Annotated in this window: 11 protein-coding genes; 6 read left to right on the forward strand and 5 right to left on the reverse strand. The window is 73.8% G+C overall.

Annotation, left to right across the window (positions count from 1 at the left end; genetic code table 11):
• The first annotated feature begins 66 nt into the window (after positions 1 to 66).
• Genes rfbB through ACE3UN_RS11035 form a run of 3 tightly spaced genes read left to right on the forward strand, consistent with a single transcriptional unit; the run spans position 67 to position 3493 of the window.
• Positions 67 to 1137, forward strand: coding sequence for a dTDP-glucose 4,6-dehydratase (rfbB, locus tag ACE3UN_RS11025; RefSeq protein ID WP_374674991.1), 1071 nt, complete (start codon positions 67 to 69; stop codon positions 1135 to 1137).
• Positions 1138 to 1181: 44 nt separating this feature from the next.
• Entirely contained in the window at positions 1182 to 2261 is a 1080-nt protein-coding gene (locus ACE3UN_RS11030) for a glycosyltransferase family 4 protein (protein ID WP_374674992.1), read from the forward strand.
• Positions 2252 to 3493 (forward strand): glycosyltransferase, encoded by a 1242-nt coding sequence (locus ACE3UN_RS11035; RefSeq protein WP_374674993.1) that lies wholly within the window; start codon positions 2252 to 2254, stop codon positions 3491 to 3493. Before ACE3UN_RS11030 ends, ACE3UN_RS11035 begins: the two co-directional genes overlap by 10 nt.
• A gap of 45 nt (positions 3494 to 3538) precedes the next feature.
• Here the strand turns inward: ACE3UN_RS11035 and ACE3UN_RS11040 are convergent, their stop codons facing one another.
• Positions 3539 to 4858, reverse strand: coding sequence for a hypothetical protein (locus ACE3UN_RS11040; protein ID WP_374674994.1), 1320 nt, complete (start codon positions 4856 to 4858; stop codon positions 3539 to 3541).
• 109 nt (positions 4859 to 4967) lie between these two features.
• Here ACE3UN_RS11040 and ACE3UN_RS11045 point away from each other — a divergent pair, with 109 nt between their 5' ends.
• Genes ACE3UN_RS11045 through ACE3UN_RS11055 form a run of 3 tightly spaced genes read left to right on the forward strand, consistent with a single transcriptional unit; the run spans position 4968 to position 8323 of the window.
• On the forward strand, positions 4968 to 6041 hold the full coding sequence (locus ACE3UN_RS11045) for a GSCFA domain-containing protein (protein WP_374674995.1): 1074 nt from the start codon (positions 4968 to 4970) through the stop codon (positions 6039 to 6041).
• A complete protein-coding gene (locus ACE3UN_RS11050) occupies positions 6038 to 6796 on the forward strand; it encodes a hypothetical protein (protein WP_374674996.1) in 759 nt (252 codons plus the stop codon). The genes ACE3UN_RS11045 and ACE3UN_RS11050 overlap by 4 nt, the downstream gene beginning before the upstream one ends.
• A 24-nt stretch (positions 6797 to 6820) precedes the next feature.
• Positions 6821 to 8323, forward strand: coding sequence for a hypothetical protein (locus ACE3UN_RS11055; RefSeq protein WP_374674997.1), 1503 nt, complete (start codon positions 6821 to 6823; stop codon positions 8321 to 8323).
• A gap of 30 nt (positions 8324 to 8353) precedes the next feature.
• Here ACE3UN_RS11055 and ACE3UN_RS11060 read toward each other — a convergent pair whose 3' ends face one another.
• The 4 genes from ACE3UN_RS11060 to ACE3UN_RS11075 are packed head-to-tail and all read right to left on the reverse strand — an operon-like array spanning position 8354 to position 14268.
• On the reverse strand, positions 8354 to 9427 hold the full coding sequence (locus tag ACE3UN_RS11060) for a glycosyltransferase (RefSeq protein WP_374674998.1): 1074 nt from the start codon (positions 9425 to 9427) through the stop codon (positions 8354 to 8356).
• Positions 9428 to 9462: 35 nt separating this feature from the next.
• Complete coding sequence (locus ACE3UN_RS11065) at positions 9463 to 11283, reverse strand: polysaccharide pyruvyl transferase family protein (protein ID WP_374674999.1); 1821 nt, start codon at positions 11281 to 11283, stop codon at positions 9463 to 9465.
• Complete coding sequence (locus ACE3UN_RS11070; RefSeq protein ID WP_374675000.1) at positions 11276 to 13345, reverse strand: glycosyltransferase family 8 protein; 2070 nt, start codon at positions 13343 to 13345, stop codon at positions 11276 to 11278. Before ACE3UN_RS11070 ends, ACE3UN_RS11065 begins: the two co-directional genes overlap by 8 nt.
• Positions 13345 to 14268: a hypothetical protein gene (locus tag ACE3UN_RS11075; protein ID WP_374675001.1), complete on the reverse strand. Its 924-nt coding sequence runs from the start codon at positions 14266 to 14268 to the stop codon at positions 13345 to 13347. Before ACE3UN_RS11075 ends, ACE3UN_RS11070 begins: the two co-directional genes overlap by 1 nt.

Raw genomic sequence — 14268 nt, forward strand, 5'->3', positions numbered from 1 at the left:
TTCAGGGGCCATTTCGCTGCCATCCGGCGCCATCTGCGCGCCTGCATCGCCCAGCACCCCACACGCATGATCCTCGTCACCGGCGGCGCCGGCTTCATCGGCAGCAACTTCGTGCTCGACTGGCTGGCCGATGCGGCCACCCGCGACGAGCCGGTCGTCAACCTCGACGCCCTCACCTACGCGGGCAACCTGCGCAACCTCGCCTCGCTGGCCGGTGACGCACGCCACACCTTCGTGCACGGCGACATCACCGACCGCGGCCTGGTGGACCGGCTGCTCGCCGAGCACCGCCCGCGCGCCATCGTGCACTTCGCCGCCGAGAGCCACGTGGACCGCAGCATCCACGGCCCGGGCGAGTTCATCCGCACCAATGTGCAGGGCAGCTTCACCCTGCTGGAGGCCGCGCGCGCCCACTGGGCCGGCCTGCCCGGCGCCGAGCGCGACGCCTTCCGCTTCCTGCATGTGTCCACTGACGAGGTCTACGGCAGCCTGGCGCCCGATGCGCCCGCCTTCACCGAGGACCACCCCTACGAGCCCAACAGCCCGTACTCGGCCAGCAAGGCCGCCAGCGATCACCTGGTGCGCGCCTGGCACCACACCTACGGCCTGCCGGTGCTCACCACCAACTGCTCGAACAACTACGGGCCGTTCCATTTCCCGGAGAAGCTGATCCCGCTGATGATCGTCAACGCGCTGGCGGGCAAGCCGCTGCCGGTGTACGGCGACGGCCGGCAGATCCGCGACTGGCTGTACGTGAAGGACCATTGCAGCGGCATCCGCGCCGTGCTGGCGCGCGGCCGGGTGGGCCAGACCTACAACATCGGCGGCTGGAACGAGCAGGCCAACATCGACATCGTGCACCGGGTGTGCGCGCTGCTCGACGAGCTGAAGCCCGACCCCGCCGGCCCCTACGCCCGGCTGATCACCCATGTGAGCGACCGGCCGGGGCATGACCGCCGGTACGCCATCGATGCGCGCAAGATCGAGCGCGAACTGGGCTGGCGCCCGGCGGAAACCTTCGACACCGGCATCCGCAAGACCGTGCAGTGGTACCTGCAGCACGGCGACTGGGTGGCCGAGGTGCAGAGCGGGGCGTACCGCGAATGGGTGGCACGCAACTACGCAGGGCGCGCTTGACGATGCGGGCCGCGGTGACCAGGCGTCCGCCGGGAGGACGCTGAATGCGCTTCCTCGTCCTGCCGTTCCTGCTGTCGGCCATCGGCACCTTCCTCGTGCTGCGGTTGTTCGGCGACCACCGCCTGTGGCGCAACCACAGCTCGCTGAACGACCCCCAGGCCCTGCACGCGCACCCGGTGCCACGCCTGGGCAGCGTCGGCATCGCAGTGGCGCTGGCCATTGGTGTGGCCTACATCCATGTCAACGGCCCGCGTCCCGCCGGCCCGCACGGCTGGCTGCTCGCCACGGCGCTGGCCGCTGCGGCCATCGGGCTCGGTGAGGACCTCACCGGCTCGGTGTCGGTGCGCCTGCGCCTGGTCTGGGTCGGCGTCGCGGCCCTGCTGGGCGCCACCATCGAAGGCGTGCGCATCGTGCACACCGACATTCCCGCGCTGGACGCGCTGGTCACCGCCTCGTGGTCGGTGTCCGTGCTGGTCACGGCCTTCGTCATCACCGGCCTGACCAACGCCTTCAACATCATCGACGGACTCAATGGCCTGGCCTCCGCCTGCGCCATGATCATCCTGGCCGCCATCGGCTACGTGGCCTTCCTGGAAGGTGACCTCTGGGTGGCCGCCCTGGCGGCCGTCTCGCTGGGTGCGATCGGCGGCTTCTTCATCTGGAACTACCCGGCGGGCTTCATCTTCCTGGGCGACGGCGGCGCCTACCTGTGCGGCTTCATCGTGTGCACGCTCGGCCTGCTGCTCATCTCGCGGCATCCCGACACGGTGTCGCCGATGTTCCCGCTGCTGCTGTGCATCTACCCGATCGCGGAGACGGTGTTCTCCATCTACCGGCGAGGGCTCAAGCGCAAGCCGGTGAGCCGGCCCGACCGCGGGCACCTGCACAGCCTGTTGTTCCGCCGCCTCGATTCGCGGCTCAGCCGGCGCCTGAGCGGTAGCGACCACCACCGCAATGCGGGCACCACGCCCTACCTGTGGGGCCTGTGCCTGGGTTCGGTCGTGCCGGCGGTGTTCTTCTACGGCCACTTCTGGGCACTGCTCGGCTTCCTCGCCGTCTTCGTGATCGCCTACCTGGCGCTGTACCGCAGCATCGTGCGGTTCCGGGCCCCCACATGGCTGTAGGCCCCGGTGCGCAGCGGCGCGGGCGCATCCTGGTGCTGACGCCACGCTGGCCCTGGCCCGCCGACGGCGGCGACCGGCTGCGGCTGTTGCGCCTGGCGCAGGCCCTGGCCCCGAACCACGACCTGTGCCTGCTGGCGGTGTGCCAGACATCGGCGGAGATGGCCGCCCCGGTGCCGGCGGACGCCCCGTTCGTCGCCATCCACCGCGTGCGGCTGCCGCGCTGGCGCTCCTGGTGGAACATGGCGGCGGCGCTCCTGCGGCCCGGCCTGCCGCTGCAGGTGGCCTACTACCGCAGCCGCCACGTCCGTCGTGCCGTACAGCAGCTGCTGCCCGGCCAGCACCTGGTGGCCTGTCACCTGGCCCGCATGGCGCCCTATGGCCTCGGCCAGGGCCTGCCGTGCTGGGTGGAGCTGACCGACGCCGTGTCCCTCACCATGCAGCGCGCGGCCGGGGTCGCCCGGGCGCGGCACCCGCCGCGCGCGCTGCTGTACGCGCTGGAGGCCCGCCGCATGCGGGCTTTCGAGCGGTCGGTGGCCGCCCGTGCGGACCTGGTGTCGCTGGTCTCTCCTGTGGACGCCGGGCAGCTGGAGGCGGGCGGCGTGGTGGATCGGTCCGCCCTGGTGGTCGCCCCGAACGGGGTGACGCTGCCGGCGTCGTCGGGCCTGCCGGCCGGGGCCCGGCCGGCCACGGTCGCCCTGCTCGGCCGCATGGATTCGCTGGCCAACCGCGACGCCCTGTGGTTCTTCGTGCGTGAGGTCTGGCCGGGTGTGCGCACGGCGGTGCCGCAGGCCCGTCTGCACGTGATCGGCCGCGTGGCCGACCGCGACCTCGGCGCGCTGCGGACGCTGCCCGGCGTGGTGCTGCATGGGGTGGTGCCCCGCCTGTCCGACGTGCTGGGCGAGGTGCGGGTGGGCGTATGCCCGGTGCGCTTCGGCGCCGGCATGCAGAACAAGCTGCTGGACTACCTAGCACACGGCTGCGCCGCCGTCACCTCGCCGGTCGGACTGGAAGGCCTGGATGCCCAGCCGGGCCGGGACCTGCTCGTGGCGGCCGATGCGCACGAGTGGGTCCGGCAGACCGTGCGGCTGCTCACCGACGGCGCGGCGGCCACCGCCCTGGCCCAGGCGGGTCGGGCCGTGGCCGAGCGGCACGGCTGGGGCCACGCGCTGCGCCCGCTCACCGAGTCGGTGGACCGCCTGCTGCAGCCGCCGACACGCCAGCGCCGGCCGTGACCCGCCGGCACGCCCGCGCAGCCGCGCGGCGCGCCCACCGCCGCCTCAGGCGGCGGCCGCCTCGGGGGTGACCACCGGCTCGTTGCGCCCATGCACCAGCTCGCACTCCGGCTGCACCCGCAGCCACTCGCGGGCCACCTGGTCGAGCGCATCGGCCTGCTCGCGGTGCGCCGGCGACAAGGTCGGACGCTCGTACTGGCCGCCCGCCTCGCGGGCCTGGAAGAAGCGATCCATGGCAAGCCGGCGCGCGGACACCGGGAGCTCGCCGCGGGCGATCTGCTCGTTGATCTCGAGCAGCTGGGAACACTCCTGCACCGAGAACGACAGGTTCTGCTCCGCCGCGGTCGGCACGCTGGCCAGCAGGCGGGCATCGTGCTCGCTGCCCAGGCCGCACAGCCGCGCGAACGACAGCAGGTTCTGGGTGTGGCTGCCGTCCATGGCCAGCACGGTGATGCAGGCGTGCGGGAAGACCCGGCGCCAGGCCTGCACGGTATGGCGGTAGCTGAACATCGGGGCGGGGTGTTCGCCCCGCTCGATGAGCTCGAGCATGCGTGCAGCATAGCCGCCCAAGTCGCCCCGCCCGCCCTGCTTCATGTTCTGCTGCCAATGCGAAGGCAGCAGCGACGCGAGGGGCCGCACGGTGATGATGATCCGCCCGACCGGCCGCCCGCCCAGCAGGTCGCGGAAGCTGGCCACGCCCTCGTCGCTCAGCGCCGAGAGGGCCTCCGCGGACAGCAGGGTCGCCACGCCGCCGGTGTCGCGCTGCATCGCTGCCTGCAGCTCCCGCCAGCGGTCGGGATGGCCCCGCCGCGCCGTCCAGGGCAGGAAGCGGGCCAGGGGTTCGTACAGCGCCACCTGGTGGTTGTAGAAGCCGGCCTCGGGATAGTCCACCGGTGGGCACGCCTGGCCGGCCCAGGCCGCGTGGAACGTGCGTTGCAGGTAGGTGGTGCCGGTCTTGGGCAGGCCGATGTGCAGCAGCACCGCGGCGCCCGGGGCCACGGCAGGCGGAGCGGCCGGGGCCGGCGGGTGCGATGGCCGGGGCCGCGCCGGGCGTGGCGCAGGCGCGCGCCCGGCGGTGCGCCTGGTGGCGGGCGCAGGCGAGGCCCCGGGGGACCCCACCGTGAGGGCGGCCCCGCCGGCGCGGCGCCAGGCCGCCCCGGGCGCGTCCCGGCGCAGGACCGCCACCTCGTACTCGCCCGGCAGCGGCGACAGCGTGAAGCGGACATCCGCCCGTTGCCCCGCGTCGACCCGCGCCACGTGGCGGCCCTCGTGGTACAGCAGGAACGCATGTTCGGCGCTGGCGTCCGCGGCCAGCAGCCTGGCCGCCAGCCCGTCTGGGGTCAAGGCGAATGCGATGGGTGTCATGGATTCGAGCCGCCTGCACATGCCGAGGGCCAAGTCCATTATGGCGGCCAAGCGGGCCACCGCCCTGGAGTAGCATCCCGCGGACCGACGCCCCCCACTCCCACCGCCCATGTCCGACGCCGACCACCCCTACCGCAGGCAGCCGCCTCAGGCCTTCTGGCGCCAGTCGGTGGCCGACCGCCACTTTCTCGAGATCGAGCCCTGGTACCGCCGCAAGTGGAGCATCGCCGATGACCGCATCGCCACGGCGGGCAGCTGCTTCGCCCAGCACATCGGCCGTCGGCTGCGCCACAGCGGGTTCCGCTTCGTGGACGTGGAACCGCCGCCTGCCTTCCTGCCTGCGCCGCGGCACCTGGACTACGGCTATGGCATGTACTCCGCCCGCTATGGCAACGTCTACACCTCGCGGCAGCTGCTGCAGCTGCTGCAGCAGGCGACCGGCGAGTTCGTGCCCGAGGAGTTCGCATGGCGGCGCGACGGCGGGTGGGTCGATGCGCTGCGTCCGACCATCGAGCCCGAGCCCATGGCTTCCATGGACGAGGTGTGGGCGCTGAGGGAAAACCACCTCGGCGCGGTGCGCCGGCTGTTCGAGACCTGCGACCTGTTCGTCTTCACCATGGGTCTCACGGAGACGTGGGTCTCCACCAGCGATGGCACCGCCTATCCGCTGTGTCCCGGCACCAGCGGCGGCCGGTTCGACGCGTCCCGCCACGCCTTCGTGAACCTGGAGTACCCGGACGTCCTGCAGGACATGGAAGCGTTCCTGGCACGGGCCAAGAGCATCAACACGAAGATGCGCTTCCTGCTGACGGTCAGCCCGGTGCCCCTCATGGCCACGGCCACCGCGGAGCATGTTGGCCTGGCCACCATGCATTCCAAGTCCGTCCTTCGCGCGGTGGCCGGCTACCTGAGCCACTCGCGCGACGACGTCGACTACTTCCCGTCCTACGAGATCATCTCCTCGCCCTTCATGCGTGGCAGCTTCTACAACCCGGACGGACGCACGGTGGTCGAGGCCGGCGTCGAGCACGTGATGCGCCAGTTCTTCCGGGAGCACCCCACGCCGTCCAGGCAGGCCGAGGCGGCCGACGCGGCCCCGCCGGCCGCAGCCGGCGCCGAGGCGGCCGCCGACGACGTGGTGTGCGACGAGGAGCTCCTCGCCGTCTTTGGAGAGCGCGCATGAAGATCCTCCTCACGGGCGACAGCCATTTGGGCGGGCTGCGCCGGGCACAGATGGCCGGCCACCCAGGCCTGCAGGGCGCCGACACCAGCAGCATCGAGATCCAGGCGCTGGGCCGCGGCTTCCTGCTGCGCTCGCCCTTCTTCGCCGCCCGCGACTCACACGTCGAGATCACCGAGCCCGAGTACCGCGAGCGCGTCAAGCGGCTGCCGCCGCCCGGCCCGCTGCCCGACCTGATCGGGATCTGCGGGCCACTGAACACGAACCGGCTCTGGCGCGACCCCGACTTCAAGAACTGCCTGCCGTATCCGCTGGCCCCGACGCACGCGCTGGTGTCGCGCAGCCTGCTGCGGGCTGCGATCGAAGGCGACGCGCGGCAGTCGATCGAGTTTGCCAAGGCGCTGCAGCGCCATGTGCCCGTCTTCGTGCTCGAGGCGCCGTGGCCATTCCTGCGGCACCCGGCGGTGACGGCGCTGGGGCGCGACGTCGTGCAGCACCTGCACCACGCCTACCGCGACCACGTCCTGGCCGAGCTGCGCTCGGCGGACATTCCCGTGGTCGAGATCGACCCGGGCGCTGTGGATGCCCACGGCTTCATGCTGCCCGCCTTCCGGCAGGAGAACGGGCGCGATCTGTACCACGCCAACGCCGCCTTCGGCGCGGTCATGCTGCGGGCCATCCTGGCCCGCTTCGACCCCGCACGGCTGCAGGCCGGCCATCCGACGACCGAGGTGGCCTCCCTCGACGCCGCCCCCTGAGACGGCCCCACCGCAGGACACCTGATGAACCGTCGTGACCTTCTCGTCCGCCTCGGCACCACCTCGCTGTCCGGCCTGGTGCCGGCCTGGCTGGCCGCTCCCGCGGCCGCGCAGCCGGCCACCCGCACCGCCACCCTCGACGCGGCCGACCTGCTCCGGCTCGACGGCCGCCCGGAGGACGAGGCCTTCGAGGCGCTGGCGGCGAAGCTGCGCGCCACACCGGGCCCCAAGGTGGTCCGCTTTCCGGGCGGCCCCCGCACCCTGGCGCTGGCTGGCAGCCGCCAGATCGACCTGCCCGGCGAGGTGCGCTGGGACTTCGGCAAGACGCGCGTGCGCTACGAGGGCCAGATCAGCGGCAACAGCGTGCTGCTGCGCTTCGGCCCGCGCTCGGAGTTGATGGGTCTCGACATGACGCTGGGCGCCGCGGCGCAGTGCGACCGGCTGCTGGTGCTGCAGGACGACTGCGTGGCCGACCGCCTGCAGATCGTCGCGGAGCGGCAGCTGGCCAATGGCGGCAACGACAACAGCGACGGGCTCCTGCAGGTGCGCGGCAGCCGGGTGCGCCTGACGGCCTGCAGCATCGAGGGCGTGGACCGGCCCATGGCGGTGGTCGGCGCCGGCGCCCGCGAAGGCGAGATGGCCGCCCTGGTCGACGTGCGCCTCACCGACCTGCGCCTGCGCGGCTTCGTCTGCGGGCTGCTGTTGCGCAACACCCAGCGTTGCGTGGTCGAAGGGCTGGTGGCGCAGGACAAGAGCGCGAATGCCCGCACCGACCCGGGGCACAACGCCGTGCTGGCCGCGCGCTCCCAGGACCTGGAGCTGCGCCGCTTCCGCATCGACGACTGCGGCGAGCATGCCATCCGCATCGGCGGCTCGACCAACCCGCACGAGGCACCCAACCGCAACATCCGCATCACCGACGGCGTCATCCACCGGCCCGGCAAGTGCGGCGTGAAGTTCTGGTCCGCCGGCAAGGCCGAGGATGTCGCCGATGCGGCGGTGCAGGGGGCCACCCTGCGCAACCTGCAGGTGTTCGATTGCGGCTACCGCGGCAAGATCTCGGTGAACGAGGACGCGGTGCGGCTGGAGGTGGTGGAGGACTTCGTGGTGGAAAACGTGCTCGCCGCGGCGGAGAAGTCGGCCGCTGCCGGCCACGACGGCGTCTACCTGGCCGCCTGCGAGCGCGGGCGCCTGCAGAACATCGAGGTGCGCCGGGCCGCTCGCTCGGCGGTGTACATCACCGAGCTGCTCGGTGCCGGCCGCCGGTCGCCCGTGGGTGCCATCGAAGGCAGCGACATCCGCTCCACCGACCACCGCGGCGACTTCATCCACCTCGACCTGCCCACGCAGCCGGGCGGCCCGTTCCGCTTCAGCCGGCTGCAGGCCCGGGGGGGGCAGAACTTCGTCGGCGGCACGGCGCCGCGGGTGGCGGAGGGCCGCTTCGAGGGCGCCGCCGAGCGCCTGTCGGGCAGCATGAACGCACTGGGTGCCGAGTCCCGCCGGGTGCGGGTGGGCACCGCGCGCTGACGACCGCGCCGGGCGGCGGCTGTCCGGCCGTCAGGCCGGGTCGGGCCGGCCCGCGTGGCGCAGCAGGCGCATCACTTCCGCCTCGAGCTGGCGGTTGAAGGACTGGGCAGACGCCGCAGCCACCTGGTGGTGGCGTGCCTCGCCGAGCGCCGCCTGGAAGGCGGCGACGAAGTCGGCGTCCTTGTAGAGATGCACATGACCCAGCCGCCGCAGCGGGCGGAAGGCGCCGATGTCCGTGGCGACGACCGGGCGGCCGGCCATGCGCGCCTCCACCACCGGCCGGCCGAAGCCCTCGGCCCGCGAGTGCACCCACACCACATCGGCCGCGCGGAACTCGTCGACGATGCCATCGAGCGTCAGACGAGGCAGCACGCGGGCCTGCGCCCGCCGCTCCGCGGGCAAGCCGGCCAGCGCACGCTCGGCCAGGGCGGCGTCATCACCGAACCCCAGCACGCGCAGCACCACCGGCAAGTCCCCCGGCAGCTGCCGCAGCAGGCGCAGCGCGCCGCGGTAGTCCTTGTTGGCCCCCATGCCGCTGCACAGCAGCACGCGCACCGGCTGCGCCGGCGCGGCGGGCGCGTGCGGCACGGCGGACGGCGGGGCCGCCGTGCGCTGCAGCGCCGTCTCGAAGGCATAGAACGGGTTGGCCCACAGGTACAGGGGGCAGCGGCGATAGCGCTCGATGCGCCGCAGCTGGCGCTGGGTGTGGCGCGACACGGTGGCCACCGGCCGGCCCAGCCGCGCGTGCCACGCCTGGCACGTGCGGATGTAGCGGGCCGCCAGCCCGCCGCTGTCGCGCCGGTTCGGAATGAGGTCGTGCACCACCATCACGGCGCGTCCGCTCCAGGCGTCGAGCAGGCTGCCGGCGTTGTAGGGATAGACCGTCAGGCCGGTGCGCCACCAGCGCCCGGCCAGCGGTGCGACCACCTGCTCGTACAGCACGTAGCAGACGTTCTGCAGCGCCGCCGGCGCACGCGCCAGCCATGCGGGTGCGCGCAGTTCGCGGTGCTCGATGCCCAGCCGGCCGAAGCACTCTTCCAGCTCGGCCGCGTAGACGGGGATGCCGCGCGCCTTCAACCCGGCGAAGAAGTTGAACACCAGCACGCGCGGCGGCTTCGGCCGCCCGGTGGGCCGCCCCGTCACCGGCGCCAGCCCTTGGCCAGCCGCCAGGGGGCCACGGCGAGCAGCCGGTCGCCGTCCAGCGGGCGGGGCGGCAGCACGGCACCGGCGGCCATGGTGGGGTCGATGCGGCTGCCGGCGGCCACCACCAGCGGCGGCGCGTCCGGCAGGCCCACCGAGAGCAGATAGTCCCGGAACTTGGTGCCGTCGCCGGGCACCGCATCGGGGGCGTCCAGCACCGTGAACCATTGCGCCGGGATGCCGTAGGCATGGGCGACGATCAGGCCGTGCAGGGACGAGGTCAGCACGCGGTCGCAGGCGCACAGCTCGTCGACGAAGGCCTCGATGCCCTCGTACCCGGCGCGCAGCACGCCGATGGCCACGGCGTCGCCGGTGACCTGCACGCGCCCCTCGTGGGCATGGTGCAGCACCACGCCCAGCCGGTGCCGGGTCGCGGCCGGCCGCGGCGTGTAGACGCGCGGCAGCAGGCAGGCCGGATCGCCCAGCACCTCGGGGGCCTGCCCGCCGCACTGCCGCACCAGCTCCGCCGTGAGCGGGCCGCGCACGGCCAGGTAGCGGGCGCGCGGGTCGAGCCGGTCGCTCATCCGTGGTGTCCCCGCGCCCCACACGACCGTGCCCTCGCGGGCAAAGCGGACGGTCGAGCCGATGGCCAGCACGCCGGTGCCCTTGGGGCTGTGCAGCGGTGGCAGCCCGGTGAGCCTTTCCACCAGATAGGGGTTGAGGATGTCACCGAAGTTGCCCGGGTACGGCCCTTCCATCCACCACAGCTGCGGCCGCTGCGCCGGCCGCAGCCGCGCCTGCCGGGCCCGACGCGCCAGGCCAATGCGCAGCAGGCGGCTGTCGGCCCAGGCCCGGTCGGCGGTGCACTCTCCGGCGCGCAGCTGCTGGGCGAGCCATTCGGCCTGCACGTCCTGGCCCGCGTCCAGCGCCACGTCGAGGTGAAAGCGGGTGAGGTGGTCGCTGCCTTGGGCCGTGGCCGGCAGGGCGCGCAGCACGCGCTCCGCCTCATCGAGGCGGCCCTCGCGCTGCCAGCCACGGGCCACGCGCCAGGCCAGCGCCTCGTCCGCCGGGTCGGCCTGCTGGGCCTTGCGCAGGAAGAAGGTGGCCTCGCTGCCCCGGCCGTCGCGCAGCGCTTCGGACACCTCGCGCATGAACAGCGCCTTGCGGCGCGGCGGGGTGAACAGCTCCACCTCGTGCTGGGCCGCCTGGCCCTTGAACTCGGCCGCGTGGCCGCTGCGGCCGAAGTCGAACACGGCCGACGTCGATGCGCCGGGCTCGTCGTCCAGGCGCACCCAGCCGGGCGGGAAGACGGTGACCGCGGGCATCTGCGGCAGGCCGGTCCAGGCTTCCTGCAGGAACCAGTCGTCCGTGGCGGAACCGACATGGGCCTGCTCACGCTCGGCCATGAGCGCGACGAAGGCGTGTGCCGCCGGTGTCGCCCCCAGGTAGAGGATGGAGGGCTGGGCGGTGCGCGGCAGCAAGGCCGGGTCGTACTGGCGCAGGTCGCGGAAACCCCGCAGGAAGAACCCGAGGTCGATCGCCGGCCCCAGCAGCGGCAGCGGGCGCAGCAGCCGGCAATCCACGTCCACCCACCACAGCGGCCGGTCGAAGCGCGCGCAGCAGTCGGCCAGGAAGCGCACCTTGTGGCGGCAAGCGTCGATCCAGCTGGTGCCCGCGGGCAGCGCGGGGCGCTCGATGTGGCAAGCAACGCCCAGGCGGGTGCAGTCGTCGGCGAGGCGCTCCGCCGCCTGCAGGTAGTACGCGTCGCCGTAGGCGAAGCTCACCAGCATCGGTGCCGGCATGTCGTGCGGCTCAGGCATCGGGCGGCTCTCCCAGGCGGTGAAGGATGTCGGCCCGCACCCGCTCGAACGCCGGCCGCCGGCTGACGTAGAGCTGTTCGTCCCAGGGCTTCACGGGCCCCACGAAATGCACGATGTGGGCGCCTGCGGTCACGTCCTGGCGCGGGGCGGCGTTCCAGGCCGTCGGCAGCGGCAGGTACGCGGCGCGGGCATAGGCATTGAGGGCGTCCTGGTCGTTCATGGCGCAGCGTTCCACCAGGGCGATGCAGCGCGCGGCCGCCTGGTCCGCGCGCATTCTCTCAAGGTCCAGCACCAGCACCCCGGCATTGAAGGCCCGGAAGCCCATCGGGCCGGCCTGGTGCAGTGCCTGCCGCCATGCCAGCGCCTGCGGCAACGGCAGCGCCGCCAGCGCCTGGTACAACATCTGCAGGCCCCAGCGGGTACCGGGCGAGTGGCTCGGGCGGGCGGCGAGCGGCTGGCCGCGCAGGTCCATCTGCCACAGCGGCGCGAGGTCGCCCAGCACGACGAGGTCGATGTCCAGGTAGAGGGCCCGCGGCTGTGCCGGCAGCAGCTCCGGCAGCAGCAGGCGGTCGAGGGTGGAGACGCTGGTGTGGGCCAGCAGCTTGAGCCGCCCGGGATAGGCCACGTCGTCGAAGCGGTGCCACACCAGGCCGGCGCGGTCCTGCAGCAGCCGTGCCCAGCGCTGCAGCCAGGGCGCCTGCACGCCCCGCGTGAGCAGGTGAAACGTGAGCGGGACACTCGACGACGCCAGCGCGCTGTGCATGACCACCTCGGCATGCCGCGCCAGGCGTTCGTCCACGGCCAGCGCGACCACGGCGGCGTCGGCGCCGCCGACCGCGGCGAGCACCTGCTGCGTGCGCGCCGGGGCGCACAGGGCGGCGCTGTCCACCGGCTCCGGCCACGGTGCCCGTGCAGGCGCCGCCTGGCGGGCCACCTGCGTGGCCTGCCCGGCCCGCGCTGCCCAGGCGGCCCAGGCCTCGCGCAGGGCCGGCGCACCGACGCCTGCCCGGGGTGCGCCGGCCAGGGCCCGGGCCAACGCGTCCCAGCTGCGTCCGGCAGGCGCCTCGTCCGGCGCGGCCCACAGGCCATCGGGCGCGTGGGCATCCAGCCCCGGTGGGCGGGGGTCCGGCAGGCAGGGCACGCCCCACTCGCGCAACACCCAGGCGCTGGTGCCATCGGCGGCCCCCACCGGCCCCGCACGGCGCAGGGCCTCGACCAGCGCCGGCTCACCGGCTGCCGGGTCGTGCACCCGCAGGCTGGAGATCCGCACGTCCGGCCAGTGCGTCAGGGCAGCGAGCCAATGGCGTGCGGTGTGCACCGTGAGTTCGCCGCCCGGAAGCAGCACCAGCTGAGCCGGATCGGCAGCGGGCAGTCGGCCGGCACAGGCCTCCAGGACAGAAGGCAGGCGGGGCCGGCGCCACGGCGCGAGCAGCCGCGCGAAGGGCGACGCCCGTGACGCAGGGGCCGTGAGCGCCCGGCGCCAGGCCGCGGCACCACGCCCGCTGCCGGTAGCGTCGTCCGGCTCGGGGGCATGGCCGTCGGGCAGGCCAACGATGGCCACGTCGGCCAGCGGCTCGCCGGGACCGCGGACCGCCTCACCCATCGACCGCAACGCACTCAGCCACCGCGCGCTGTCCGCGCCGCCGGCCCCCCCGGGCAGCGCCGTCGGCACGGTGACCGGCCGGGAGCCGGCCTGCCACTCGAGCAGGTCCAGCGCTTCCAGCGGCCGCGCGCAGGCGAAGGCCGTCTCGAGCAGCCGCCGCACCGCCGCGTCGGCAGCGTCGGCCGGGGCGATGGCCAGGGCGGCCGTCACGGCAGGCAGCAGGCCGCCTTCGCCGCGTCGCCAGGCGAGCACCTGGCGCGCCACCTGCACCGGCAGGTCCTGCGGCGCGGTCGGCAGGCGCGACAGCAGCCAGTGCGCCAGCTCGTCGTAGCCGTCGTCGCAGGCGATGAGGCCGGCCGCCCGGGCGCCCTGGCCGGGCTGCGTCTCCTCGTCCATGAGGCGATGGGCATCGGCCCGCGCGCGCTGGCGGGCCGTGGGTCCCGGGCGAGGGGCGGCCATCAGCCCGCCGACGCCGGCACCGCCGACGCGCCGATCCGCACCAGCCCGCAGGCCGGGTCGTCCTCGCAGGCCCGCTCGGCCCACCGGTCCAGTTCACGCGCCCGGGCCACGAGCGCCGGCGGCAGGACGGGCTTCTCGTAGGGCAGGCCCGCGTCCCGCTGGCGAAAGAAGATGGCCATCGTGCGGCGCCGGTCACGCTCGATGGCGCGGCCAGCGGCGATGCGGTGGTTCAGCACCTGCAGGCGCCGGCATTCGTCGACGGAGAACGACAGGTTCTGCTCCGACGCCGGTGGCACGGCGGCGGCGAGGTCCACCGCAGGCGGGATGCTGCAGGCGCCGGCGAAGGCGGCCAGGTTGGCGGCGAAGTCGGCGCCCATGGCCAGCACGGTCACGCGGACCGACGGAAACACGCGCCGCCAACGGTGCAGGGCCAGGCCGGCGCTGTACATCGCACCCGGGTGCGCGCCCTCCTCCACCCGGGCCAGCGTGGCGATGGAGAACGCCTCCAGGCTGTCCACCGCGCCCTGCTTGAGGTTCTGCTGCCAGTGCGACGGCAGCAGGCGCTCCAGGCTGCGCGAGGTGATGACCAGGTGTGCCAGCTGCCGGGCCGCGACGAGTCCGGCAAAGCGCTCCACGCCCGCTTCGTCCAACGCCGACAGCGCCTCCGCCGACAGCAGCGTGTGGCGGCCGTCCTCGGCCGACAGCACATCACGCAGCGCCACCCAGCGATCGGGCAGGCCCGGTCGGGCCGTCCAGGGCAGGTGCCCGGCCAGCGGCTCGTACAGCGCGATCTGGTGGTTGTAGTAGCCGGTGTCGGGGTAGTCGACGCCGGCCCGCCCGAGGGCCGGGCGCGCGGCGGCCAGCGTCTTCTGCAGGTAGGTCGTGCCGGTCTTGGGCAGCCCGATGTGCACGGTCAGCGGCAT

The sequence above is a fragment of the Ideonella sp. genome (assembly GCF_041918995.1).
Taxonomy (GTDB): Bacteria; Pseudomonadota; Gammaproteobacteria; order Burkholderiales; family Burkholderiaceae_C; genus Ideonella.

Excerpts from the sequence above, each read along its gene's own strand:
- ACE3UN_RS11070 (WP_374675000.1), bottom strand. The coding sequence starts at position 13,345 with ATGGCCGCCCCTCGCCCGGGACCCACGGCCCGCCAGCGCGCGCGGGCC.
- ACE3UN_RS11030 (WP_374674992.1), top strand. The coding sequence starts at position 1,182 with ATGCGCTTCCTCGTCCTGCCGTTCCTGCTGTCGGCCATCGGCACCTTC.
- ACE3UN_RS11075 (WP_374675001.1), bottom strand. The coding sequence starts at position 14,268 with ATGCCGCTGACCGTGCACATCGGGCTGCCCAAGACCGGCACGACCTAC.
- ACE3UN_RS11040 (WP_374674994.1), bottom strand. The coding sequence starts at position 4,858 with ATGACACCCATCGCATTCGCCTTGACCCCAGACGGGCTGGCGGCCAGG.
- rfbB (WP_374674991.1), top strand. The coding sequence starts at position 67 with ATGATCCTCGTCACCGGCGGCGCCGGCTTCATCGGCAGCAACTTCGTG.
- ACE3UN_RS11045 (WP_374674995.1), top strand. The coding sequence starts at position 4,968 with ATGTCCGACGCCGACCACCCCTACCGCAGGCAGCCGCCTCAGGCCTTC.
- ACE3UN_RS11035 (WP_374674993.1), top strand. The coding sequence starts at position 2,252 with ATGGCTGTAGGCCCCGGTGCGCAGCGGCGCGGGCGCATCCTGGTGCTG.
- ACE3UN_RS11050 (WP_374674996.1), top strand. The coding sequence starts at position 6,038 with ATGAAGATCCTCCTCACGGGCGACAGCCATTTGGGCGGGCTGCGCCGG.
- ACE3UN_RS11055 (WP_374674997.1), top strand. The coding sequence starts at position 6,821 with ATGAACCGTCGTGACCTTCTCGTCCGCCTCGGCACCACCTCGCTGTCC.
- ACE3UN_RS11065 (WP_374674999.1), bottom strand. The coding sequence starts at position 11,283 with ATGCCTGAGCCGCACGACATGCCGGCACCGATGCTGGTGAGCTTCGCC.